This is a genomic window from Holophaga foetida DSM 6591 (assembly GCF_000242615.2).
Taxonomy (GTDB): Bacteria; Acidobacteriota; Holophagae; order Holophagales; family Holophagaceae; genus Holophaga; species Holophaga foetida.
The window spans coordinates 2,788,538-2,811,624 of sequence record NZ_KI912268.1 but is presented as its reverse complement, the minus strand read 5'-3'; the positions used below and the strand labels follow the sequence as shown (position 1 = coordinate 2,811,624).

Genomic DNA, 23,087 nt, shown 5'->3' with positions numbered 1-23,087 from the left:
TCGACCTGCCGTGTAAGTTCAGCCGTGTTCTGATGCGATGCTGCCGGGCCAGATGATGTTCCAGATAGTACGCCCCTTTCGGGGCCCAGGCTACTTCATCCCCACGTGCAAGGCCACGATCCCACCGGTGAGGCTGGTCCAGCGCACCCCCCGGAAGCCCGCGACCTCCAGTTCGGCGGCCAGGGAGGGCTGATCTGGAAAGGCGCGAATACTCTCGGGCAAATAGGTGTAGGCCCCGGCGTCCCCGCTGATCCAGGCGCCGATGCGCGGCAGGAGCTTCAGGCTGTACCAGGTGTAGACCCCCCGGAGCCAGGCCCAGCGCGGGCGACTGAACTCCAGGATCGTCAGCTGACCCCCTGGACGGAGCACCCGCAGGAACTCCCCGTAGGCCAGAGCCCGATGCTCCACATTGCGGATGCCGTAACAGATGGTGAGCCCGTCGAAACTGGCGTCATGGAATGGCAGTCGCTGGGCGTCGGCCCCCACACTGGCCCATACCAGGCGACCCATCCCCTTCCGCTGGAACTTGGCGGGTCCCAGACGGAGCATGGCATGGGTGAAGTCCGTGCTCAGCACCTCCGCGCCCCGCCGGGCCAGGGCCAGGCTGGAGTCCCCTGTGCCTGCGGCCACATCCAGGTATCGCTTCCCAGGACCCGCGCCGGAGATCCGGGCCATGCGCCACCACCAGTAGAAATCAACGCCCATGGAAAGCACATGGTTCAGCACGTCGTATCGCCCGGCAATACCGGAGAACATCTGCTGGACCTTCTTTCCTTCAGGCATGCAAGAACCTCATGGGTCCATGATGCCTGGAACAGGCGTCTCCCGACGAATCCTCTACTTAAAGTACAATTGCCTTTTGCCGTCATTTCATCTGTTCGGAGGCTTCATGGACGTATGCACCAGCGAAAAGATCTTCGGAGGCAGCTTCCTGCTGGCCCCCATCGGTTCCCAGCCTCAGTTCACCCCCGAGGAACTGAGCGAGGAAGCCCGGGCCATCGGCAAGGTCGCCCGGAGCTTCGTGGAGGGTGAGGTGCTGCCCAAAGATGCCGAGATCGACGAACTGGACCTGGAACTGAGTCGCAAACTGCTCCGCAAGGGCGGTGACCTGGGCCTGCTCGGACTGGAGATCCCCGAGGCCTATGACGGCCTGGACCTGGACAAGATCACCGGCCTGCTGGTGCTGGAGGAACTGGGCCGCCAAGCCTCCTTCTCCGTGAGCTACGGCGCCCACACGGGCATCGGCACCCTGCCCATCGTCTACTTCGGGAACGAGGCCCAGAAGGCCAAGTACCTGCCCAAGCTGGCCAGCGGTGAGTGGCTGGCGGCCTACGCCCTCACGGAGCCCGGCGCTGGCAGCGACGCCATGAACTCCAAGACCGTGGCCACCCTGGACGGTGACCACTGGGTGCTCAACGGCTCCAAGATGTGGATCACCAACGCCGGATTCGCCGATGTCTTCGTGGTCTTCGCCAAGGTGGACGGCCGCAAGTTCAGCGCCTTCATCGTGGAGAAGAACGACCCCGGCTTCTTCATCGAGGCCGAGGAGCACAAGCTCGGCATCAAGGGTTCCTCCACCCGCGCCATGAACTTTGACAATTGCCGCATCCCCAAGGACCGTCTCCTGGGCGAGATCGGCCGGGGCCACCGCATCGCCTTCGGCATCCTGGCCATCGGCCGCTTCAAGCTGGGCGCCGGCTGCAACGGCATCGCCAAGGAGGCCCTGAAGGTCACCCTGCGCTACACCGGCGAACGGGCCCAGTTCGGCAAGACCATCAACAACTTCGGTCTGATCCGCAAATACCTGGCCATGATGGCCACCCGCATTTTCGTGGCCGAGAGCATGAACTTCCGCACCATCGGCTACATCAACGACGGCATGCACTCCATCCACTGGGACCAGCCCGACGCCGCCAAGGCCAAGCTGGAGATGATGGACGAGTTCCAGATGGAAGCCTCCATGATGAAGATCTGGGACAGCGAAGCCCTGGGCCTGATCGCCGACGAATCGGTGCAGTGCTTCGGTGGCTACGGGTTCTCCGCCGAGTATGCCCCCGAGAAGCTCTACCGGGACAATCGCATCAACCGACTCTTCGAAGGCACCAACGAGATCAACCGCATGATCATCGCCAGCCAGATCTTCAAGAAGTCCAGCAACGCCTCCCTGCCCCTGCGCAAGGACACCGCGGATCTGCCCCGACTCGGCGACGGCCCCCTGGCCAAGGCCAAGCAGGCCGTGGAGCTGGCCAAGCGCCAAGCCCAGTACGCCACCGCCGCTGCCCTGGAAGTATGCGGCCAGAAGCTCATCGAGAACCAGGAGGGCGCTGCCCGGGCCGCCGAGATGGCCACGGAGATCTACGCCATGGAGTCCGCCGTGGTGCGGGCCGAGAAGATGGCCACCGCTTCCCACCGCTGGTCGGAGCTGGCCATTGACCTGGCCAAGCTCTTCGTAAACGAGACCACCCCCAGGATCCTCACCAATGCCAAGCTCCTCCTGGGTGAAGTCCTGGAAGACGATGCCCTGGATCAGGCCATGGCCGACATGAAGGCCTTCGACGGCTACGCCCCCGAAGCCGGTTCCAAGATCACCAGCCGCATCGCGGACCAGATCATCGCCAAGGGAGCCTACCCGATCGAATACCTCTGATCCGTTGATCAGTGGCGCCCGATGTGCCCCTGCTTCCTGATCCAGTCCTGCAGACGCTGGTGATAGCGTTCGGGATGCTCCAGATCCTCCCGGGAAAGGCGGGGAAACTCCTCCGCCTCCCGGGTCCGCTCGCTTCGACTTTGCTCAAGACGATGGAGCCATCCAGCCTTCGGGTCTTCTGGGGATTGCTTCCCCATGGCACTTCTCCCTGAAACATAGGAAAAGATAGGCTTTTTCTTGTGGATGCCAAGGGGCGGGGAAGATCGTGCTGGAGTTCGTTCGGGGCACGAATAGACCGTCACTGCCTTTAATCTATTTTTAACCAGATTTCCCATTCAGAGAGAACCCCAATCTCAATTGGGGTTCTCTCTGAATGGGAAAGCCCTGAGACACTGATCCCATGGCACGCATCCGGCAGACCTCCGTTCCCGCACGCTTCCCCGAGGAAGGCCCCGTCCGCCTTATCCTCTATGGCGAAGCCCCGGGCCCCAAGGGCGCAGATCAGAGCGGCATCCCCTTCTGGGGGGACCGGGCAGGGGTCCAGGTCTACCGCGCCCTGGAGAGGGCCGGGCTGGCCGAGGTGCCCGCCGAAGCCTACGAGGTCTGGGACGGGGCCCGCTTCCGCGAACTGGGCATCTGCCCCAGGCTCAAGGGGGCCGCCCTCAGCAACGCCTTCCCCCAGTGCCCCACCTCCGACGGACATAAGTTCCGGGCGCCCTCCAACACCGAACTGCGGAACCCGGAGAACCTGACGCGCATCCAGGAAGAGATCCAGACGGCCGCCCACCGATGCGAAGGGTGGCTCCGGGTCATCACCCTGGGCAAGCGCGCCCAGTGGATTCTCACCCAGCTCCGCGGAGCCCCCGCCTTTGAACTCTTCTGCCTCCCCCACCCCAGCGCCCAGGGCCTCCTCCAGGCGGCCCCGGACAAGGGCAGGGGATTGAAGCTGAAGGACCTCCAGGATGCCTGGGAACAGGATCTGGCCAACCTTCTGCACCCGTAAAGGAATGCCCCTATGAATCCCATCGCTTCCGCCCTGGCCTTCACCCTCGCCTCAGAGATCGCCCTCGGGGCAGCCCCTCCTGCGGTTCCACCCCAGGAAGCCACCCTCGCCGCCCCCGTGAAGGTCACCTCCGTGGAGGGCATCACGGAATACCGTCTCGCCAATGGCCTGCGGGTCCTGCTCTTCCCCGATCCCGGCAAGCCCACCATCACCGTGAACATCACCTACCTGGTGGGAAGCCGTCATGAGAACTACGGCGAAACCGGCATGGCCCACCTCCTGGAGCACATGCTCTTCAAGGGCACCCCGCGCCACCCGGACATCCCCAAGGAGCTGACCGAGCACGGCACCCGTCCCAACGGCAGCACCGCCTGGGACCGCACCAACTACTTCGAAACCTTCCAGGCCTCGGAGGAGAACCTCAAGTGGGCCCTGGACCTCGAAGCGGATCGCATGGTCAACAGCTTCATCGGCATCGACCCCGAGAAGGCCGCCGAACTGCTCAAGACCGAGATGACGGTGGTTCGCAACGAGTTCGAGATGGGGGAGAACAGCCCCATGGGGGTGCTCTACAAGCGGCTTCTGGGAGCCGCCTTCGACTGGCACAACTACGGCAAGCTCCCCATCGGCGCCCGAAGCGATATCGAGAACGTGGACATCCACCGCCTCTCCGCCTTCTTCAGAACCTACTACCAGCCGGACAATGCCGTGCTGCTGGTGGCCGGGAGCATCGACGAGGCCCGGACCCTGGAGCTCATCCAGCAGCGCTTCGGTTCCATCCCCCGCCCCTCCCGGGTGATTCCCAGGACCTACACCCTGGAGCCCACCCAGGATGGCGAGCGCCAGGTCATCGTCCGCCGCAAGGGGGATATCCAGGTGGCCATGGCGGGCTACCGGATGCCCCCGGGTTCCGACCCGGATTTCGCCCCCATCGCCGTCCTGGCCCAGATCCTGGGAGACACCCCCACCGGCAGGCTCCACCGGGCCCTGGTGGAGGGGAAAATGGCCACCATGGCTTTCGCCGATCCCCTCCAGCTCCGGGAGCCATCCTTCCTGGTCCTGGGCGCCCAGGTGCGCCGGGAAGCCTCCCTGGACGATGCCAAAGCCGAGCTGCTGCAGGCTGTGGAGGCCCCGGCCTCCCACGCCTACACACCCGAAGAGGTCGAGCGCGCCAAGCAGCAGCTCCTCAAGGGAGTAGATCTGGCCTTCAACGATGCCGAGCGGATGGGCCTCGCCCTCAGCGAATACATGGGCATGGGAGACTGGCGCCTCTTCTTCCTGGACCGGGACCGTGTCAAGGCCGTGAAGCCTGAAGACGTGGCTCGGGTGGCCCAGGCCTACCTCAAGCCCTCCAACCGCACCCTGGGCCTCTTCGTTCCCGCCGACCAGGCAGATCGGGCGGAGATCCCGGCCCCCAAGGACGTGGCCGCCATGGTGCAGGACTACAAGGGACAGGCCCAGGTCAGCCAGGGCGAAGCATTCGATACCGCCCCCTCTGCCATTGAGGCCCGCGCCATCCGCTTCACCACACCCGCCGGACTCAAGGCCGTTCTGGTGCCCAAGAAATCCAGAGGATCCTCGGTGAACTTCCGCCTGACCCTGCGCTTCGGAAGCGAGGGCAGCCTCAGGGGCCGGGATGATGCCGGGGCCCAGGTGCCGGAAATGCTGATGCGGGGAAGCTCCCGCCTGAACCGCACCCAGATCGCCGACCGTTTCGATCAGCTCAAGGCCCAACTCCAGGTGAGCGGTGATGCCGAGGCCCTCACCCTTTCCGGCGAAACGACCCGGGAGCATCTCCCGGAAGTGCTGAAGCTGGCGGTGGAGGTCCTGAAGGATCCCGCCTTCCCCGCTTCCGAGTTCGAGTCCCTCCGCCAGGAGGCCCTGGCCGCCATCGAGCAGCAGCGCTCCGAGCCCAGGTCCATCGGCCAGCTCGCCTTCCAGCGGACCCTCAGCCCTTATCCCAAGGGCCACCCGCGCTACGTCCCCACCCTGGAGGAGCAGCTGGCGGAGATCCGGCAGCTCCGCCTGGAGGACCTCAAGGCCTTCCACCGCGACTTCTATGGCGCTTCCGCTGGGGAGCTCTCCCTGGTGGGCGACCTGGAACCCAAGGCCACCCAGAAGCTGGTGACAGACCTCCTGGGGCAGTGGCGCAGCCCCAGGCCCTACGAGCGCATGGCACGCCCCTACAAACCCACCAACGGCAGCCGGATAAGCCTGGAGACCCCGGACAAGGCCAACGCCTTCTTCATGGCCGGCCAGACCCTGGCCCTCCAGGATACGAACCCCGACTACCCCGCCCTGGTAATGGGCAACTTCATGCTAGGAGGCGGCTTCCTCAACTCCCGGCTCGCCACCCGCATCCGGCAGAAGGAGGGCCTGAGCTACGGCGTCGGCAGCATGCTCCAGGCCAACCCCCTGGACGCCTCCGGGGCCTGGATCACCTACGCCATCTACGCCCCCCAGAACGCCGCCAGACTGGAAGCGGCCTTCCAGGAGGAGCTGGCCAGGGTTCTCAAGGACGGATTCACCCCGGAAGAGCTCGATGCAGCCCGCAAGGGCTGGCTCCAGTCGCAGCAAGTGAGCCGGGCCCAGGACCGGGAGCTGGCCTCCCGCCTGGCCAGCCACCTGGAGGCCGGACGCACCCTGGCCTACAACGAGCAGCTGGAGGCCCAGGTGCGGGCCCTCACGCCGGACCAGGTCCGGAACGCCATGCGGAAGCACCTCGATCCGGCGCGGTTGGTCCAGGTTAAGGCCGGGGACTTCAATGCGAGGTAGTGCGGAAGTGTTTACGTCTACCATTATTTAATGAACATAGTATTGCCTGCTTGTTGAAGCGGCAATTTATTCCATTCTGCTTTTATCCTGGCCATCCTGCACATCCTGTTCAAGGCTTTTCAACAGGATAAAGGTAGACCCAGTTGTTGGTGTTGCGAAGCTTGATCTCACCGTTCCTATTCCATGGCGGAGGCCTGAACGACAACTGAGGCATTACCTCGGAATCACGGGCACCAGCAGGTGGGCATCGTAGCGTCCTCCGGTGTGGAGGATGTGGGTGCCCCGGTTCCGGATGTCCGGCGGCGGGATGCCCGGCAGGGGAATCGGGTGGAGGTTGTACCCGGCCACGGTCAGCCGAAGCTGCTCACCGGGACGCCAGACCCAGGAGACTGGGCTGATGGCGATCTCCACCGGAACCACTTGGCCCGGCGCCAGGGGCTCCCTGGCGACATGGCTCAGGTAGGGCTGTTCCGGCGTGGAGCGCCCGGGATCCAGGGCGCGGTGGGAGACCCGCAGACGCCCCTTGGGACCACTGAAGTAGGCCATGGCCACCTTCTCGACCCCCCTGCGGAACAGCCAGCGGGTGAGGCTCTTCTTGAGCCCCTCCATGGGGATGTTGGCCTTGGGCACCACGCGCCCCTTGGCGTCCAGCTTCTCCACCTTCACGAAGATATCCATGTCGTCAGAGCCTTCGGCCTCCACCCAGAGCCTTAGCTTCATGAAGCCCGTCAGTTCGGTCTCCCGGTCAAAACGCAAGGTGAAGACGGCCCGTCCCTGGCCGTCATCCCCTTGGTAGCGCAGTGCGGATTCCGCCGAGGCACTGGCACTCATTGTCCCCCGCTGGGCATCCAGGAATAGGGTCTGGTACTGGGTCTGGGACAAGGGGAAGTCCTTCTCGGCCCGATCGAGGGTGTCCCGGTCCTCGCCCCTGCCGTCGAAGACAGCAAGGCGCACCCGGGGGGTCCGCTCCCAGCCGTTGTCCATCCCCTTGAGGTAGCAGTCGAAGAAGCGCCGCAGGTCATCCTGGTGCTCCGGCAGGTAGAAGTCGTGCCACTCCATGCTGTTGTGGACCCGCATCCACTTCTTCGGCGAGGCGATGCGCTGGTAACCCTCGAAGGTCCCGGGGGTATGGACCACATTGCTCCAGCTGGCCGCCACGTAGGCTGGGATCTCGATGCGCTCCAACCGCGCCCGCTTGTCCTCCCAATAGGGATTCATCAGGGGGTGGGCCCGGACCATGGCCGGCATGTCCTCCACCCGGTGCTCCCCGCAGGTGATGGCGGTGATGGATTCGTTGAAACCGACATCCGGAATCCCGCCCCGGAGCACATCGCAGCGGTAGCCGTCCACATGCCCCTCCCAGGGGGCGATGGCCGCCAGGTGCGGAGGGCGCTCGGCGGCGATGAACCACTGCGCGATGGCCAGCCAGGAGTTGCCCGCCAGCCCCACCTTGCCGTTGCTCCAGGACTGGGCCGCCACCCACTCGACGAGGTCGGCGCCGTCCCGCCCTTCCTGGGTGCCCCAGAAGGCCACATCCCCCTGGGACCTGAAGACGCCCCGGGCATCCGGATGAACGATGGCATAGCCGTTGAGGCACCAGTAGGCAGGGTCCGGCCCCTCCCACTTCTGGAGGTCAGAGACGGCGCTCCTGGGCACCCCCACTCGCCCCGGGAACTCGTCCAGATGCTGGTTCCCGCCCATGATCCCCTTGCCGTAGGGGCTCCAGGCCACAAGGGCCGGGAGGGGCCCCCTGGCATTGGCTGGGCGGAAGACATCCGTATAGATCACCGTGCCGTCCCGCAGGGTCACCGCCACGTCCCGGTCAAAGACGATATCGCAGGGCAGTGGCATGGCCCCCTTGCGGATCAAGGTGCCCTTCGCCAGCAGGGTCTGGCCGGGCTGGAATCCCGTGAAGTGCCCCACCGGATCGGCGATGGACCTCGCGGCGCGGTATAGAACCTCCATGCGAACACCTCCAGGAAAGGGCTTGGCGACGCCCTGGGTCGGGGCTGGCGGAGATGTGGGCCGGGGCCTCCCTTGCCGCCATAGATAGGTAAATATTGCAATAAATACAACTATCGCGAAATACAAGTACCACTGACCGCGTTTCATAAGCCCATTCCAAGTCACTTAATCAATTGAGTAAGTCGTGTAACCAATTTATCCTTCACAACACCCCCGGGGCAAGCAAAAACTCCTGCAGAAGGGCTTCCCCCCCCCGGGCTATCATCAAGGTCTATGGACCGCTTGATCACCGTCGCCAACGATTCCCAGATCCCAGATTCCTACCGGGGCACTCCCCTGGAGGAGTTGCTGCGCTATCACAACCTGGACGCCCCCCTGATTCCGGTACCCGCTCCCCGGATCCTGATCGGGATGTGCATGGACAACCGCAAGCACCTCCACATCCCGGACAACTTCGCCTACATCCTGCGCACGGGGGGGGGCAACCTCCGCCACAGCGAGTTCAAGGTCTCCTACGCCATCGGCGTGGGGGGCATACAGACAGTCGCCCTCCTGGGCCACACCCACTGCGGCATGACGAACCTCATGGACCAGCGGGAGGCCTTCATCACCGGTCTCATGGAGAATGCGGGCTGGGACAGGGAGTGGGCCGAGCACCACTTCATGAACTTCGCTCCCATGTTCGAGATCCACAACGAGATCGACTTCGTGCTTTCGGAGGCCAAGCGCCTTCGCATGCGCTACCCCAAGGTGCAGGTGGCACCCCTGCTCTACCGCGTCGAGGACAACCTGCTCTACCCGCTCCGGGAGGACTGAATCCCATTCGCTGCCATGCGCAGAGTTCAGGCATCCCAAAAGGCTGGAACGCAGAGGGCGCGGAGGAGGAAGAGAAAGGGCGCAGAGAAAAGATAAAAAGCGAGGTAAAGAAAGCAGGGAACAGGGGGATAAGATTCGGCCGTTTTTTGCTTTTCCTCTGCGCCCTCGCATCTTTTCTCCGCGCCCTCTGCGTTGACTCTTTTGACGTCAGCTCAAGGCTGGGGCAGGATATCCCCAGGTTCCGCACTGGAGGCCGGCATGAAGATCCTGACACCCAACGGCCAGAAGTGGCTCAAGTGCGTCCACCTCTTCTTCGCAGCCCTCTGGGTGGGCGGGGCCGTCACAGTGGTCCTCATGAACTTCTTCCTCCACGCCCAGGACGGCCAGGCCCTCTACGGCACCAACCTGGCCAAGAAGTTCGTGGACGACCTCATCATCATCCCCGGAGCCATGGGCTGCCTCCTGACGGGGCTGGTCTATTCGGTCTTCACCCACTGGGGCTGGATCAAGCACCGCTGGATCGCTCTCAAGTGGGTCATCAACCTCTTCGGGGTCATCTTCGGCACCTTCTGGCTGGGCCCCTGGCTCAACAGCCTGCCGGAGATCTCCAGGACCCAAGGCATCGCCTCCTTCGGGAACGCCGCCTACCAGCACAGCCAGGACATGCTGGCCATCTGGGGCACCGCCCAGGCACTGACCATCGTCTTCGCCGCCCTGCTGTCCGTGTGGAAGCCATGGAAGGCGAAGGCCAGCTTGGTACCGCCTCAGATGTAGGCCTTGCCATGATCTCCCTCGACAGCCAGGAAGACCAAGCTGTATTCAGGAATGTCGCCATCCGCTGAGCCCCATCAAAAGGGCCTGGGAACCAACCCAGGCCCTCTATCCAGTCCCGGTTGCCGGAAACCTTGCCTACTTCACCACCACGCTGATGAGCTTCCCGCCGGGGGGGATGACGACCTTCACCACCTCCTTGCCAACCAGGTGGGGCTGGGCCTCGGGGCAGGCCAGGGCGGCGGCGCGGCGCTCGTCATCGGTGGCATTGGGGCTGAGGGTGACTCGGCCCCGGACCTTGCCATTGACCTGCACCACCACCGTGACCTCCTCACTGCTCATGTAGGCCTCCTGGGCCTCGGGCCAGGTGGCGTGCATGCAGAAGCCCGTGCCGCCCAGCTGCTCCCAGAGCTGCTCTGCCAAGTGGGGAGCCGCCGGGGAGAGGAGGCGCACGAAGGCGCTGAGGGCGTGCTGCATCACGGGCCCGCGGTGGGGGGCGTCGGCGGGCAGGTCCGCGAGAGCGTTGGCCAGTTCCATGAGGCCCGAGACCAGGGTGTTGAAGGAGTAGCGGGTCTCCAGGTCGTCGGTGATGCGGTGGATCATGAGGTGCAGCTTGCGCAGCAGCTCCTTCTCTTCCTTGGAGAGCTGTTCCTTGGCGGGCAGGGCCTCACCGCAGACGGTGTGCTCGTCCACCATGCGGGTGACCCGCTTGAGGAAGCGGGTGGCGCCCTCGATGCCCTCGAAGCCGGTCCAGTCGATCTCCTTCTCGATGGGGGCCGCGAAGATCATGAAGAGGCGCAGGGCGTCCGCACCGTACTTGGCGATGACCGCATCGGGGTCCACGATGTTGCCCTTGGATTTGGACATCTTGAAGCCGTCTTTGAGCACCATGCCCTGGCAGATCAGCTTCTTGAAGGGCTCGTCCCCGCTGGCCAGCCCCAGGTCCCGCAGGACCTTGAAGAAGTAGCGGGCGTAGATGAGGTGCATGGTGGCATGCTCGATGCCCCCGATGTAGAGGTCCACGGGCATCCAGGCGTCCGCCTCGGCCTTCGCAAAGGGGGCTTGGTCGTTCTTGGGATCCAGGTAGCGCATCCAGTACCAGCTGGAGTCCACGAAGGTGTCCATGGTGTCCGTTTCCCGGGTGGCCGCCGCGCCACACTGGGGGCAGGTGCAGTCCAGGAAGGCCCGGGAGGTGGTCAGGGGGCTGGCGCCCCGGCCGTGGAATTCCACATCCTCCGGCAGGCGCACCGGCAGGTTCTCAGCCTTCTCAGGCACCACACCGCAGACAGGGCAGTGGATGGTGGGAATGGGGGTGCCCCAATAGCGCTGGCGGGAGAGGCCCCAGTCCTTGAGCTTGAAGGTGATGGCCTGCTCGGCGCGTGCCGCGCCGAGCGACTCAACCATGGCTTTCACAGCGGCATCCGTGGTCATGCCCGTGAACTCACCGCTGTTGATGAGCACGCCGTCATCGGCGAAGCACTCGTCGGCCTTGATTTCGTGACCGTCCGTGGGGGCGATGACCTGCAGGATGGGTACCCCGTATTTCACGGCGAAGGCGTGGTCCCGCTCGTCGTGGACGGGGACGCCCATGACGGCGCCGGTGCCGTAGTCCATCAGGACGTAGTTGGCGGCGAAGACCGGCACCTTCTCCCCGGTGAAGGGGTGGATGGCCTCGATGGCGGAGCGGTGGCCCAGCTTGATGTCGGACATCAGGCGGTCCTCCCGGCTCATGCCCGCCACCTGGTCGCAGAAGGCCTTGAGGGCGGGGTCCGTCTTCGCAGCCTCTTCGATGACAGGATGCTCCGTGGAGAGGGCCATGAAGCTCACGCCGAAGAGGGTGTCGAGGCGGGTGGTGAAGACCTGGATGGTGTCGCCGCTCGTCAGGTCGAAGCTCAGGCGGGCCCCCTCGCTGCGGCCGATCCAGTGGCGCTGCATGGCCTTGACGTTCTCGGGCCAGTCCAGCTGATCGTGGCCGTCCAGCAGCTCCTGGGAGTACTTGGAGATGGCGTAGAAATACTGTTCCATGGGCTTCTGCACCACGGGGAAGCCCGTGCGCTCGTCCTTGCCGTCCACCACCTGCTCGTTGGCCAGCACCGTGCCCAGCTCCTCGCACCAGTTCACGTTGCGGTGGGCCCGGAAGACGTCACCGCGCTCCCACATCTTGAGAAAGAGCCACTGGTTCCAACGGTAGTAGTCCTCCTGGAAGGTGGCGATCTCCCGCTCCCAGTCGTAGCTGATGCCCATCTTCTGGATCTGGCCCTTCATCTCCTGGATGTTGGCCCGGGTCCAGACGGCGGGGTGGATGTTGTTCTTGATGGCCGCATTCTCAGCAGGCATGCCAAAGGAGTCCCACCCCAGCGGGTGCATGACGTGATAGCCCTTCATGCGGCGGAAACGGGCCACCACATCCCCCAGGGTGTAGTTGCGCACGTGCCCCATGTGGATGCGGCCGCTGGGATAGGGCAGCATCACCAGCATGTAGAACTTCTTCGCCTGCTCGGACAGCGCCGCCGCAGAGGGGGACGCAAAGGCGCGAGCATCCATCCAGCGGGACTGGATCTGGGTTTCCTGCTGCAGGGGATCGAAGGGCATGACTACTCCAGAGCGCATCGGCCAAAGTTTCAAACCATCAGTTTAGCGCGGGGGGCATCGCGTACAGCGGCCCGAATCCCCAGAACCCCACTCAGTCCAGGTCTCCGGCAATGGCCTCCGCCGACTCAAGCACTGTCAGAGCCACCCCATCCTGCCTGTCGGGAGGATACGGAAACAGCCTCGGAGATGGCATGGGGCACAGAGCCTTACATCGTAGGGGTTTCGGGAGCGTTCATAAGGCGGCAAGTCCTTCCATGAATACCCGAAAGCTCCTGGAGCGGTTCCGAGCGGGGTCCATATGGGCCGCGATCTCCTTGGCAGCTTTGATCTTCTGAAGCCCGCCGCGGTGATAGCCCTTGCCCTGGAGCACGCGTTCAAGTGCTTCCCATGTTCCACCAACAATCGCATCAGGATCTCGATACCGGGCTTGGCTTCCCAGGGTGGCAGGGACCTTTGGGTAGGCAGCACGGAGAGCCTCGACATCACCGAAAAACCATGCCTCCAGTTCCTCGATCGCGATGCGGTTCAGCACCACAAACGATCCTCCATTGGCTGACGACTTCGTGGGAAGACCCACCGCCGCCGCAGTATCCTCCAGCTTCTGCTTCAATAACTGACAGGAGCTATCATCACGATCGACAAGCACAACAATCCGTAAGTCGGGAATCTGCTGGGATGCCAAGCCTCGAAGGCGATTCTGGAGGTTGCTTAGCAGGTTGCCTTTATCGTGGAGATTCCGGAGTTCAAACCGTGTACCAGCGGGAAGCAACTTCGGGAGAAGCAAGCCCAAGGCCGCCTCTGCAGAAGGCTCCTCAAGAAGGAATTCCACATGCATGGCTCACCCCTTCCTGACCTTGAGTGGGGTGAGGTCCGGTCGCGTGGGATCCCCAACTCCAAAGAATCCCTCCATCCACAGCTGACCGAGCTTGCCCCCGGCGGAGACATGCTCAGGGATTCCCATCAGCTCATCCGCCCGGAATGCCTCTGTGTAGCCCTTGGCGTTCCGGTTGAGCACCCAGACTTCTTCCGGCCTCATGGCGTTCAGGAAAAAAGGGCTATGAGAGGTCACGATGAGCTGGCTGCCCCCGGAAGCCTCCCGGCACTCCTCCGCCAGTTCATAGAGGAGGCGAGGATGGAGATGGTTCTCGGGTTCCTCCAGCCCCAGCAATGCAGGCGGCGCGGGGTCGTAGAGCGCTACAAGATAGGCCAACATCTTGAGTGTTCCGTCCGAGGCCCACTTGGCCAGGATAGGGCGGTCGAAGGGTGCGTCCTTCAGCAAGAGCAGCAGCCTGCCGTCCCCCATAAGGTCGGCGTCGACGCGATCCATCCGGGGAACCCGCTGCTTGAGTCTGCCAAGAATTTCCTTTAGCAGGTCGGGATGCTGCTCCCGGAGATACTGAATGACGTTGGCTAGGTTGTCGCCGGTCTGGGACAGGTGCTCCTGCGGCCCAGCCTCCGGGATGGTTCGGGTGTGATCCGCCGTCAAGTAGGAGAGACTCCACCCCGTAATAAAGCGCCTGAGCGCAGCCACGCGAGGATGCTTGGCGAGTTGGCCCAGGGCATTCACGGCCAGGGCCTCAGGGGAATCAAGTTCTTCCTTGATTCTTTTGTCCTGGGACTCAGGTGCATCTCCAGAGATCACCTCTCCCTTTCCTTCCGTGAAGTCCAAGAAGCGGAAGGGTTTCCCGCTTGCCCCACGACGCCACTGGAGCCACTCAGCAGCAACGACTGGCCCCCTGGGGCTCTCGTCTACGCTCAGGTGATAGGTAATGATCGGATCGGAGTGCTTTTCCCGGTAACGAATTTCAAACTCAATGGGTCCTTCACACCCTCGACTGCGCAACTCCTTGAATCGCCCACGGCGATCCCATGCCTTCCGCAATCCGGAGCCAAAAGCTTCTGATAAAAAGGCGAAGACATCGAAAACTGTGCTCTTCCCACTTCCGTTCGGACCCAACAAAACCGTTAGTGGGCGCAAGTTGGTAAACGTCACATTTGCCAAGGCGCGGTAGTTCCGCACCGTCAGGCCCTCGATGCGAGGGGAGGATAGCTTTCGACGGTCAGCCATGATCAGATGCCCTTTCCCTCAAGATTTAGCAATGTCCTCAATGGATATTCCTCCCTTAATGTAGCTGCGGAGGGGACCCTTCTGAATCACCTGAAACGGGAATCTTCAAACCATCGTAGATGCTAAACTTGACCATTTACGGACCCTCTTCTCATGACCTTTTATAGCATGCACCCGACAGGCGGACATTTTCTGTCAAACAGCCCCGAGGTGCCTCTCCCAGCTCACTTCAGAATGAACACGACCCCCAGCGCCACCAAAGCAAAGAGCATGATGGCCAGAAAGCGCCAGAAGGTGGGGGCCGTGGGTGCCATCTCCAGGTGCTGGGCGTCCGGATCCGCCAGGGCCGCCCGGGTCAGCTCATCGAACTCCACCTCCGGTGGTGCGGGGTGGGGGGGGTAGATGGGATCGCTGAGCTGGCCAAGGTAGACCTGACGGAAGCAGTCGTGGGGGACGATCCGGTTCCGGGGCTGCCGCCGGGGCTCAACCATGGGCGAGGGACGCATCCAACACCTCGTTGACCAGCTGGGGATTCACCTTGCCCTTGCCCTGTTTCATGATCTGGCCCACCAGGAAGCCTCGGAGCTTGACGTTGCCGCCCTTCAACTGAGCCAGCTGTTCGGGGTGGGCCGCCAGCACGCCCTCCACCAGGGCCTGGATGGCGCCGAGATCCGAGACCTGGGCCAGGCCCTTGGCTTCCACGATCTGGGCAGCGCTCCCCTCCCCCGCCAGGAGGGCCGGGAAGACAGATTCCTTGGCGGTATTGAGGTTGATGGTCCTGGCCTCCACCAGCCGGATCAGCTCCCCCAGGGCCTCCGGGTGCAGGCCCAGGGCCTCGATGCCAATGTTCCTGCCGTTGAGGGTGCGGCTCAGTTCCCCCAGCATCCAGTTGCAGGCCTGCTTGCCGCTGCCGGAAGCCTGGGCCAGGGCCTCGAAGTAGTCCGCGAAGGCCCGGCTCTGGAGGAGCATCCCGGCCTCGTAGTCCGTGAGGCCGAAGGTCTCGATGAAACGGGCCCGGCGGGCCTCGGGCAACTCCAGCATGGAGGCCCGCACAGCCTCGATCTCCTCGGGGGTCACCCTCAGGGTCGGCAGGTCGGGCTCGGGGAAGTAGCGGTAATCCATGGCCGCCTCCTTGCTCCGCTGGGACCGGGTCTCCCCCTTGTCTGCGTCCCATCCTCGGGTCTCCTGGCCGAAGGCCTCGCCCCGCTCCACCAGCTCGATCTGGCGCTCGATCTCGTATTCCAGAGCCAGCTTCACATTGCGGAAGGAGTTGAGGTTCTTCACCTCCACGCGGGTACCGAAGGCGCTCTCTCCCTCCCGGCGCACCGAAACGTTGGCGTCGCAGCGGAGGCTCCCCTCCTCCATGTTGCCGTCGCAAATCCCCAGATAGGTCACCAGGTGGTGCATGGTCTTGAGGTAGTCGTAGGCCTCCTGGGGACTACGGAGATCCGGCCCGCCGACGATTTCCAGGAGCGGCACACCGGCGCGGTTGAGATCCACATGGGAGCTCGTTTCGCTCAGCTCGTGGCTGCTCTTGCCGGAGTCCTCTTCCAGGTGGGCCCGCTCGATGCGCACCTTCTTCCCGGAGATCTCCAACCACCCCTCCTCCACAATGGCGACCGGCCCCTGGGTGATCTGGTAGCCCTTGGGGAGGTCGGGATAGAAGTACTGCTTGCGGTAGAAGGGGCTGGCCTCCCGGATCTCTCCGTGGACCGCCAAGCCGAAGGCGATGGCCATGCGGACGGCCTCGCCGTTCATTACCGGCAGGGCTCCGGGCAGAGCCAGGCAGACCGGACAGGTATGGCTATTGGGCTTACCCCCGTACTCGTTGCGGCAGGCGCAGAACATCTTGGACCGCGTCAGCAGCTGGACGTGGACCTCAAGACCGATGACTGCTTCGAACCCAGGCTTCATGGAGACTCCCTGGAAAGAAGTGTATGCCAAAGCCCGTGCAGGATCGCGGAGCAGTCCCAGACGCTCTCACGTCGAAGGAGCGAACTCAGCCCTGCTGGCCCCCAAGCAGCGTGAAACGCTATCGGAGAGCCATCCAGGAACGGCCAGGATGGGCTCCAAAATCAATCAGACACATCAATAATAATACAAAATAACAATTTATTTGTTTGAAGAAATCAAAATTAAAGTTGTCGTCACACTCATTGCATATACAAATACATTGCTCCGCAAATATAGCCAACAGTCCGACTCGGATACGGCAACATTACCCTTCCACAAACAACCATACGACCCCCGTAAAAATGCGTTTTGGCGATCAAAAAACACCATTCGTCTTATTTTTAAATTTTCAGGAACTAGCCTGGCGAACAGGATCCGATAATCCATTAAACAAGTGTCGCGACATCAAAAAGATATCGGAACGCATGAAACCCCGCGCCTGTAGGCCTTCTACAGGTGTCCATATGAGCACCCACCCAAACCCAAGGAGCACAAAGTGATTAGAACCAAGAACCTGACAGGCTTTGCCACCCTCGGAAGCGCCCTTTCGCTGCTCTTCATCCTCACGGCCTGCGGCGGCTCGTCCTCCTCCACAAGCACCCAAGACACCACCCCCTTCACCACCACCATCAGTTCCACCCAGACCCTCAGTTCGCTGACCGTCGGCGCCTATGAGACCCTGGCTGCCCCCAGCGGCCAGAGCCTGACCCTGACCGTGGATGGCGTGGAAAGGAACATCGTGTCCGGAACGACCTACACCGGGGCCGTGGTCCTGGACGTCACCGATGAGCATGACGTTACCTACATGGGCACCACCCACCCCTTCCGCATGGGCCTCTATGTCGAAGACGGCGCCGTGGTCCCGGGCAAGACGGTGGAATCCACCCTGGTCGACGTGGACTACAACGGCAGTTACGCCACGGGAGGCACGGTCACCTCCGCGGGTGACTACTTCAACGGAATCATGATCGGTGGCGCCACGGGCACCGCCACGGACCCCTACACGGTCTACGACGTCACCATGAACTTCAGCGGCAATGGCGGCAACGACTTCGCCGGCTATGGCGCCGCCCTCATGAGCACCGGCACCTCGTACGTCACGGCCGACAAGCTCAACATCACCACCGATGGCTGCATCCGCACCGCCATCTGGGGTGGCGGCAGCTCGGTCATGACGGTCAAGAACTCCACCATCGTCGGCAACAGCGCCACCACGGAAGAAGCCGCCGGCGTCTCCGCGCCCCTGATGAAGGAAGTGCCCTGGCTGCTGGGCATCTACGGCAACAACCGCGCCACCAACGTGCTCGAGGCCGCCCAGGTCACCTACAAGAACTGCAGCGTCACCGCCGAGTCCTGGGGTGCCCTCTCCACCGACAGCTGCACCACCGGAGCCTCCCTCACCGCCGAGGACACCACCGTCAACTTCACGGGCACCAGCGGCTACGGCTCCTACGCCGACGGTGCAGTCCAGAACACCTACACCCACTGCACCTTCGATGTCCCGGACTTTGTGCTGATCGTGGCCGACGGCCTCTGCGGCGCCACCTTCCAGGGCAACGTCCTGGGGAACACCACCGCCAACTCCGATCGCTTCGGCATCATGTGGCACAAGAACGATGGCGGAACCGTGGACATCAAGTCCGGCACGGTCTTCCACGCTGGCGAGACCATGTTCCTGGTGAAGAGCGATGTCTCCAACGTCGCCAAGCCCATCCTCAAGGTGGACGGCGCCACCCTGGTGAGCGACACCGGCGTCATCTTCCACCTGATGGAGAGCGATGACGCGGGCATGGGCACCGGCGGCCCCGGCACCGACACCATGTGGGCGGACTCCTACCTGGTCCCCACCGTGGTCCCGGTCCACGATGACACCATCAGCACCGCCACGATCAACTCCGACACCGTCAACGCCACCTTCAGCAACATGGAGGTCAACGGCGATCTCTACAACACCCGCTGGACCGGCGACCAGAACCTGAACCTAACCTTCACCAACGCAGACATCACCGGGGTCATCTCCGCCGGCACCCAGGCCAACAAGTATGTGGCCGCCGGGGGCTACATCTACCCCTCCACCCGCCGCTACCTCAGCGAAGAGACCGTCACCCCCTCCGCAGTCGTAGGCAATGGCGTGATGGTCAGCCTGGATCTCGACAGCACCTGGACCCTCACCGGAACCTCCTACCTGTCCAAGCTGACCGTATCCACGCCGGGCCAGATCATGGCGCAGACCGGCGGCGCTGTGACGATGACCGTGGATGGCGTCCAGACTGACATCGTTGCGGGGACCTACACCGGCAACATCAAGCTGACCATCTCGTAAACGCTGGACCCGCCACATCACCGCGAAGCCGGCCCGATGGGGCCGGCTTCTTTTATGGTCTGATGAAGGACAGGGGATCAGGGCTTCGCGTGGGCCTTCTCCCCGACCTCCAGAAGCTCGACCCGGTAGAGCAGGACCTGGTCGGGGCCGATGTTGGCGGGGGCCTGATTGCCATAGGCCAGCTCGGCGGGGACGAAGAGCTCCCAGATATCCCCTTCCTGCATCATCTGGAGGGCCTCTGCCCAGCCCTTGATGACCTGGTTCACCTTCAGTGGGGTGCGCCCCTCCTGCTTCTCGCTGGAGCCGAAGACCCTGCCGTCGAGGAAGGTGCCCCTGTAGTTCACCACCACCGAATCCGTAGCCGTGGGGCGGGGCCCCGCACCGCTGCTCAGCACCCGGTAATGCAGGCCGCTGGCGGTGGTCCTGACCCCCGGCTTCCCTGCGTTCTCCGTGAGCCAGGCCTTGTTGGCCTTCAGGTGGGCCTCGCGCTTCAAGGTCTCGCGCTGGCCAGCCTCTCGGGCCCAGGCATCCAGACTGGCCTGGGTGTCCTTCTCGGGGAACAGCGAGACCTTTCCGGCCTTGGCGTCCAGCAGGCCCTGGGCCACCATGGCCGCATCGAGCTCCTGCTTGTCCAGGGATCGGAGGAGACGACGGCCATAGAGGTAGCTGGCCTTCTGCTGGGTGCTCACCTTCGCGACGGGCAAGGAAATGGCGGCAAGTGATAGGGCAAGCAGGGTATGGGTAATCATGAATATTCTTTCACAAAAGGTTCCGGGGATCTGATCCAGAGATGCCTCAAAAGTCCACAAAGCTCCCAGCCACAGTCATTTTAATCGCTGGAAGCCGAACAATAGGCGAGCATGTAGAGCACGGGAACCCACACAAGGATCGATCATGCCCTTCTCCCATCTCGCCCTCGGCCACGAGCTTGGAAACGCCTTTGCCGCCCTGGGCTTTGAAAGCCCCTTCCCGGTGCAGGAACAGGCGATCCCAGCCGTGCTCGCAGGTCATGATCTGGTGGTGCAGGCCGAAACGGGCTCCGGGAAGACCATTGCCTTCCTGGCTCCCCTCCTTCACCTGCTGGCAAAGACCCCTCCTCGGGCGGCACCCAGGACCCTGGTGCTGGTGCCAACCCGGGAACTGGCGATGCAGGTGAGTGACAGGGCCCTCGAACTGGCGAAACACCTGCCCATCACCCTGAGGGTACGCAAAGCCTTCGGCGGGGTTTCCGTGAACCCTCAGATGCTCGCCCTGCGCGGGGGAGCGGACATGGTGGTGGCCACCCCCGGGCGCCTGCTGGACCTGGTGGGCCGGAACGCCCTGAGCCTGGGTGGGGTTCGACACCTGGTGATCGATGAAGCCGACAAGATGCTGGACCTGGGATTCATGGACGAGATGAAGGAGCTTGTGGGGTTGCTGCCCGCCAAGCGCCAGACCCTCCTCTTCTCCGCCACCATGAACACCGCCGTCCAGGGGGTCATCGAGGCCTTTCTCAGGACGCCGCAGAACATCCTGGTGGAAACCGCACCAAGGCCCACCGCTTCCATCACGGAAAGGGCATACCTCCTCCCCATGGAGGACAAAGGCCCCTTCCTGCGGGAGCTTCTGGGACGGGAAGCCTGGGCGCAGGTGCTCGTTTTCGTCTCCTCGGGGAGAAAGGCCGACAACGTGGTGCGCAAGCTGGGCAACAACGGCGTCCGCGCCCTTGCCATCCATGGCGACAAGCCCCAGGGGGCCCGCACCGAGGCCCTGCAGCAGTTCAGGAGCGGGAGACTGCGCGTCCTGGTGGCCACCGACCTCATCTCCCGCGGCATCGACGTGAGCGGCCTTCCCTGCGTGATCAACTACGACCTGCCCCGCTCGGCGCGGGACTATGTGCACCGGATCGGCCGCACCGGCCGAGCGGGCCTGGATGGCACCGCCATCAGCCTGGTGAGCCCCGAAGAGGAGGCCCACCTGCGACTGATTGAGAAGACGGTGGGGCGAAAGATCGCCAAAGAGAAAAGCATGTTGGCCGCAGATAAATTGGATAAACGCGGATAAAGAAATGGTCTATGGGCGGGGCACCTGGGGCTGCCCCGCAACGCGGGGGCGGACGGCAAAGCCGCCCGCGTTCAGCAAGGGGTAGGCGCCCAGGTGGACTTCTTTGATCCGCGTGTATCTAATTTATCCGCGGCTGATTCTGTTTTTTCACCGATCCTCTCCCATGGCGGAGACCTGAACGACTTGGCGGAAGCAAGCCGATAACCAAATGTGCAAAATTTGACGGTATTTTGCGTCACTTCCCCAGACAGAATCCCGCAAACACCTGATCCAGGGCCGCCTCGGCGCGGTCCTCCCCTGTGAGGCGCAGCAGCAAGGCCCAGAGCCCCTGCAATAGCGAGGCAGGCATCTCAGGAGGCGGATTGTCCGGAAGCTGGTAGAGGATCTCCAACTGGAGCACCAACTCGTCCAGGAGTTCCCGCTGGCGCTGGCTGGCCAGGGCGCCAAGGCAGGCATCGGGGGCCTGGCCGCCAAGGAAGCGCTCACGCAGGGATTCCTCAAGAACGCTCAGATCTCCAGTCAGGGCAGACACGGTCCGTTTCTCCGCGTACTCCGTGCCTCCGCGTGATTCCGATCCTTGATCCCCGAAGGTCCGCAGCTCCAGGACCTTCCCCGAGAAGGGGGCGAGGCGCTCCAGGATCTCGGGATCGGGGCCGGGGTCCGCGGCCGGGATGAGGTGGAGGATGAGGTCCACCTTCTCCAGCACCGCCGCGACCCGGGCCACCCCGAGACGCTCGACCGGATCCTCCGTCTCCCGCAGCCCCGCCGTATCGAAGAGGTAGAGGGGCAGGCCCGCCCACTCGCAGCGCACCTCCAGCACATCCCGGGTGGTGCCTGGGATCTCGGTGACGATGGCCCGGTCCTCCCCTGCCAGTCTGTTGAAGAGGGTGCTCTTCCCGGCGTTGGGGCGCCCCACCAGGGCGATGCGGATACCGTCCCGGAGCCAGCCCGCGGCCCGGGAGCGCTCCTGCTCCGCGCGGAAGACCCTGCGCAAAGGTTCCAGCCCGCCGAGCATCTCCGGCAGATCGAGGGCGATGCCCTCCTCCTCGCCATAGTCCACCGCGGCCTCGGCCCGGGCCATCCAGGGGGCGATGGCCGCCCTGGCGGCGCTCAGCCAAGCGGGCACGCCCCCACTCCTGGCCTGGGCCTCCCGGAGCTGGGTATCGGTGGCGGCGGCGATCATGTCCCGCAGGGCCTCGGCCTCCAGGAGTCCCTGTTTCCCATTCAGGAGGGAGCGCCGAGTGAACTCACCGGGCTCCGCCAAGCGGATCCCCAGGCTGGCCAGATGCTCCAGCAGGCGGTGCACCAGCAGGGGGTTCCCATGGACCTGGAACTCCACCAGATCCTCTCCGGTGTAGCTCCCGGGCCCCGGGAAGAAGAGCACCAGAGCACGCTCCCGGTAGCCCCCCCAGCAGAGCCAGCGCAGGACCGCCTGCCGGGGCTCCGGAAGAGAGATCCAGGGCTCCAGAAAGGCATGCAAGTCAGTCCCCGACACCCGAACGATGGACACGGCACTGGGGAGCAGCGGGGTGGCGGGGGCGGCAATGGGCTGGGTCGTCACATCTTCACCAACAAAAACGGTCTCACGCGGAGACGCGGAGGGCGCGGAGAAAAGGCACTCTTCTCCGCGCCCTCCGCGTCTCCGCGTGAGCCTTGCTTCCTAGGCCCGGAACACCTTCAGTGCCTTGATGTTGCCGGTGCCTTCGCTCTCGGTGCTGAGCCCTTCTTCCCGGGCCACGACCATGTGGACCCAGCGGCGCTCCCGGGGGGTGAGGCTGGAGAAGCGGTAGCTGCCCAGGCTGCGGGCCTGCTGGATGGCAAACCCCGCCATGGCCTTGACTTCCTTCATGCGGAAGAGGCGGGCACCCTGGGCATCCAGGTAGGCCAGCTTGGACTCCTCGCGCTGGCCCTGGGCCTCGTGGAGCAGGAACTGGAGAGCGTCCAGGCCAGCCCCCTTGTTGGCCGCCAGCCATTGGGCGTCGGGGCCGTCCAGCACCAGGCGGTTGGGGAAGAGCTCGTCATCGCCCGAGGGCTCGAAGCGGGCCTCCACACTCAGTCCCAGGTCGGAGCACCAGCGGGTGGCCAGCTCGGGAAGGGCATCAAGGCTTGCGGAGTTCTTGCGCATGTTTCC

Annotated in this window: 18 protein-coding genes; 7 read left to right on the top strand and 11 right to left on the bottom strand. The window is 63.7% G+C overall.

Translation table 11 applies throughout. The annotated features are described in order from the left end of the window. Positions 1-90: 90 nt before the first annotated feature. Positions 91-783 carry a class I SAM-dependent methyltransferase gene (locus HOLFODRAFT_RS0212585; RefSeq protein ID WP_005035901.1) on the bottom strand — a complete coding sequence of 231 codons (693 nt, stop codon included), beginning with the start codon at positions 781-783 and terminating at the stop codon, positions 91-93. Positions 784-889: 106 nt separating this feature from the next. On the opposite strand from HOLFODRAFT_RS0212585, the gene HOLFODRAFT_RS0212580 reads away from it, so the two are divergent. Next, on the top strand, positions 890-2,647 hold the full coding sequence (locus tag HOLFODRAFT_RS0212580) for an acyl-CoA dehydrogenase family protein (protein WP_005035900.1): 1,758 nt from the start codon (positions 890-892) through the stop codon (positions 2,645-2,647). An 8-nt stretch (positions 2,648-2,655) separates the two neighbouring features. On the opposite strand, the gene HOLFODRAFT_RS0212575 is transcribed toward HOLFODRAFT_RS0212580, so the two are convergent. Further along, entirely contained in the window at positions 2,656-2,844 is a 189-nt protein-coding gene (locus HOLFODRAFT_RS0212575) for a TetR family transcriptional regulator C-terminal domain-containing protein (protein WP_005035898.1), read from the bottom strand. Positions 2,845-3,047: 203 nt separating this feature from the next. On the opposite strand from HOLFODRAFT_RS0212575, the gene HOLFODRAFT_RS0212570 reads away from it, so the two are divergent. Continuing rightward, positions 3,048-3,650, top strand: coding sequence for a uracil-DNA glycosylase family protein (locus tag HOLFODRAFT_RS0212570; protein WP_005035897.1), 603 nt, complete (start codon positions 3,048-3,050; stop codon positions 3,648-3,650). Positions 3,651-3,662: 12 nt separating this feature from the next. After that, positions 3,663-6,425 carry a M16 family metallopeptidase gene (locus HOLFODRAFT_RS0212565; protein WP_005035896.1) on the top strand — a complete coding sequence of 921 codons (2,763 nt, stop codon included), beginning with the start codon at positions 3,663-3,665 and terminating at the stop codon, positions 6,423-6,425. 213 nt (positions 6,426-6,638) lie between these two features. Here HOLFODRAFT_RS0212565 and HOLFODRAFT_RS0212560 read toward each other — a convergent pair whose 3' ends face one another. Then, entirely contained in the window at positions 6,639-8,390 is a 1,752-nt protein-coding gene (locus HOLFODRAFT_RS0212560; protein WP_005035895.1) for a CocE/NonD family hydrolase, read from the bottom strand. 273 nt (positions 8,391-8,663) lie between these two features. Between HOLFODRAFT_RS0212560 and HOLFODRAFT_RS0212555 the strand changes: the two genes are divergently transcribed. Together HOLFODRAFT_RS0212555 and HOLFODRAFT_RS0212550 are read left to right on the top strand one after the other, a co-directional pair. Continuing rightward, positions 8,664-9,206 (top strand): carbonic anhydrase, encoded by a 543-nt coding sequence (locus tag HOLFODRAFT_RS0212555; protein WP_005035894.1) that lies wholly within the window; start codon positions 8,664-8,666, stop codon positions 9,204-9,206. Between the two features lie 258 nt (positions 9,207-9,464). After that, entirely contained in the window at positions 9,465-9,980 is a 516-nt protein-coding gene (locus HOLFODRAFT_RS0212550; RefSeq protein ID WP_005035893.1) for a hypothetical protein, read from the top strand. Between the two features lie 135 nt (positions 9,981-10,115). On the opposite strand, the gene leuS is transcribed toward HOLFODRAFT_RS0212550, so the two are convergent. From leuS to gatB, 5 genes are all read right to left on the bottom strand, one after another. After that, positions 10,116-12,569 (bottom strand): leucine--tRNA ligase, encoded by a 2,454-nt coding sequence (leuS, locus tag HOLFODRAFT_RS0212545; RefSeq protein WP_005035892.1) that lies wholly within the window; start codon positions 12,567-12,569, stop codon positions 10,116-10,118. Between the two features lie 232 nt (positions 12,570-12,801). Further along, positions 12,802-13,404 (bottom strand): DUF4276 family protein, encoded by a 603-nt coding sequence (locus tag HOLFODRAFT_RS0212540; RefSeq protein ID WP_005035891.1) that lies wholly within the window; start codon positions 13,402-13,404, stop codon positions 12,802-12,804. Positions 13,405-13,407: 3 nt separating this feature from the next. After that, positions 13,408-14,637: an AAA family ATPase gene (locus HOLFODRAFT_RS0212535; RefSeq protein WP_005035890.1), complete on the bottom strand. Its 1,230-nt coding sequence runs from the start codon at positions 14,635-14,637 to the stop codon at positions 13,408-13,410. 224 nt (positions 14,638-14,861) lie between these two features. Then, the gene (locus HOLFODRAFT_RS0212530) at positions 14,862-15,128 is read right to left on the bottom strand and encodes a hypothetical protein (protein WP_026939294.1); all 267 of its coding nucleotides are present in this window, start codon (positions 15,126-15,128) and stop codon (positions 14,862-14,864) included. Next, positions 15,121-16,551: an Asp-tRNA(Asn)/Glu-tRNA(Gln) amidotransferase subunit GatB gene (gene gatB / locus HOLFODRAFT_RS0212525; protein ID WP_005035886.1), complete on the bottom strand. Its 1,431-nt coding sequence runs from the start codon at positions 16,549-16,551 to the stop codon at positions 15,121-15,123. Before gatB ends, HOLFODRAFT_RS0212530 begins: the two co-directional genes overlap by 8 nt. A 535-nt stretch (positions 16,552-17,086) precedes the next feature. Between gatB and HOLFODRAFT_RS0212520 the strand changes: the two genes are divergently transcribed. Next, positions 17,087-18,913, top strand: a complete 1,827-nt coding sequence (locus HOLFODRAFT_RS0212520) for a hypothetical protein (RefSeq protein WP_005035884.1) — start codon at positions 17,087-17,089, stop codon at positions 18,911-18,913. A gap of 77 nt (positions 18,914-18,990) precedes the next feature. Here the strand turns inward: HOLFODRAFT_RS0212520 and HOLFODRAFT_RS0212515 are convergent, their stop codons facing one another. Continuing rightward, the gene (locus tag HOLFODRAFT_RS0212515; RefSeq protein ID WP_005035883.1) at positions 18,991-19,662 is read right to left on the bottom strand and encodes an FKBP-type peptidyl-prolyl cis-trans isomerase; all 672 of its coding nucleotides are present in this window, start codon (positions 19,660-19,662) and stop codon (positions 18,991-18,993) included. A gap of 145 nt (positions 19,663-19,807) precedes the next feature. Here HOLFODRAFT_RS0212515 and HOLFODRAFT_RS0212510 point away from each other — a divergent pair, with 145 nt between their 5' ends. After that, positions 19,808-20,956, top strand: a complete 1,149-nt coding sequence (locus tag HOLFODRAFT_RS0212510; protein WP_005035881.1) for a DEAD/DEAH box helicase — start codon at positions 19,808-19,810, stop codon at positions 20,954-20,956. 235 nt (positions 20,957-21,191) lie between these two features. Here HOLFODRAFT_RS0212510 and HOLFODRAFT_RS21095 read toward each other — a convergent pair whose 3' ends face one another. Then, positions 21,192-22,517 (bottom strand): GTPase, encoded by a 1,326-nt coding sequence (locus tag HOLFODRAFT_RS21095; protein WP_005035880.1) that lies wholly within the window; start codon positions 22,515-22,517, stop codon positions 21,192-21,194. A 99-nt stretch (positions 22,518-22,616) separates the two neighbouring features. Continuing rightward, a complete protein-coding gene (locus HOLFODRAFT_RS23235) occupies positions 22,617-23,081 on the bottom strand; it encodes a R3H domain-containing nucleic acid-binding protein (RefSeq protein WP_005035879.1) in 465 nt (154 codons plus the stop codon). Positions 23,082-23,087 lie beyond the last annotated feature (6 nt).

Excerpts from the sequence above, each read along its gene's own strand:
- HOLFODRAFT_RS0212510 (WP_005035881.1), top strand. The coding sequence starts at position 19,808 with ATGCCCTTCTCCCATCTCGCCCTCGGCCACGAGCTTGGAAACGCCTTT.
- leuS (WP_005035892.1), bottom strand. The coding sequence starts at position 12,569 with ATGCCCTTCGATCCCCTGCAGCAGGAAACCCAGATCCAGTCCCGCTGG.
- HOLFODRAFT_RS23235 (WP_005035879.1), bottom strand. The coding sequence starts at position 23,081 with ATGCGCAAGAACTCCGCAAGCCTTGATGCCCTTCCCGAGCTGGCCACC.
- HOLFODRAFT_RS0212535 (WP_005035890.1), bottom strand. The coding sequence starts at position 14,637 with ATGGCTGACCGTCGAAAGCTATCCTCCCCTCGCATCGAGGGCCTGACG.
- HOLFODRAFT_RS0212580 (WP_005035900.1), top strand. The coding sequence starts at position 890 with ATGGACGTATGCACCAGCGAAAAGATCTTCGGAGGCAGCTTCCTGCTG.
- gatB (WP_005035886.1), bottom strand. The coding sequence starts at position 16,551 with ATGAAGCCTGGGTTCGAAGCAGTCATCGGTCTTGAGGTCCACGTCCAG.
- HOLFODRAFT_RS0212555 (WP_005035894.1), top strand. The coding sequence starts at position 8,664 with ATGGACCGCTTGATCACCGTCGCCAACGATTCCCAGATCCCAGATTCC.
- HOLFODRAFT_RS0212585 (WP_005035901.1), bottom strand. The coding sequence starts at position 783 with ATGCCTGAAGGAAAGAAGGTCCAGCAGATGTTCTCCGGTATTGCCGGG.
- HOLFODRAFT_RS0212550 (WP_005035893.1), top strand. The coding sequence starts at position 9,465 with ATGAAGATCCTGACACCCAACGGCCAGAAGTGGCTCAAGTGCGTCCAC.
- HOLFODRAFT_RS0212575 (WP_005035898.1), bottom strand. The coding sequence starts at position 2,844 with ATGGGGAAGCAATCCCCAGAAGACCCGAAGGCTGGATGGCTCCATCGT.
- HOLFODRAFT_RS0212565 (WP_005035896.1), top strand. The coding sequence starts at position 3,663 with ATGAATCCCATCGCTTCCGCCCTGGCCTTCACCCTCGCCTCAGAGATC.
- HOLFODRAFT_RS0212530 (WP_026939294.1), bottom strand. The coding sequence starts at position 15,128 with ATGGTTGAGCCCCGGCGGCAGCCCCGGAACCGGATCGTCCCCCACGAC.
- HOLFODRAFT_RS0212515 (WP_005035883.1), bottom strand. The coding sequence starts at position 19,662 with ATGATTACCCATACCCTGCTTGCCCTATCACTTGCCGCCATTTCCTTG.
- HOLFODRAFT_RS0212540 (WP_005035891.1), bottom strand. The coding sequence starts at position 13,404 with ATGCATGTGGAATTCCTTCTTGAGGAGCCTTCTGCAGAGGCGGCCTTG.
- HOLFODRAFT_RS0212570 (WP_005035897.1), top strand. The coding sequence starts at position 3,048 with ATGGCACGCATCCGGCAGACCTCCGTTCCCGCACGCTTCCCCGAGGAA.
- HOLFODRAFT_RS0212560 (WP_005035895.1), bottom strand. The coding sequence starts at position 8,390 with ATGGAGGTTCTATACCGCGCCGCGAGGTCCATCGCCGATCCGGTGGGG.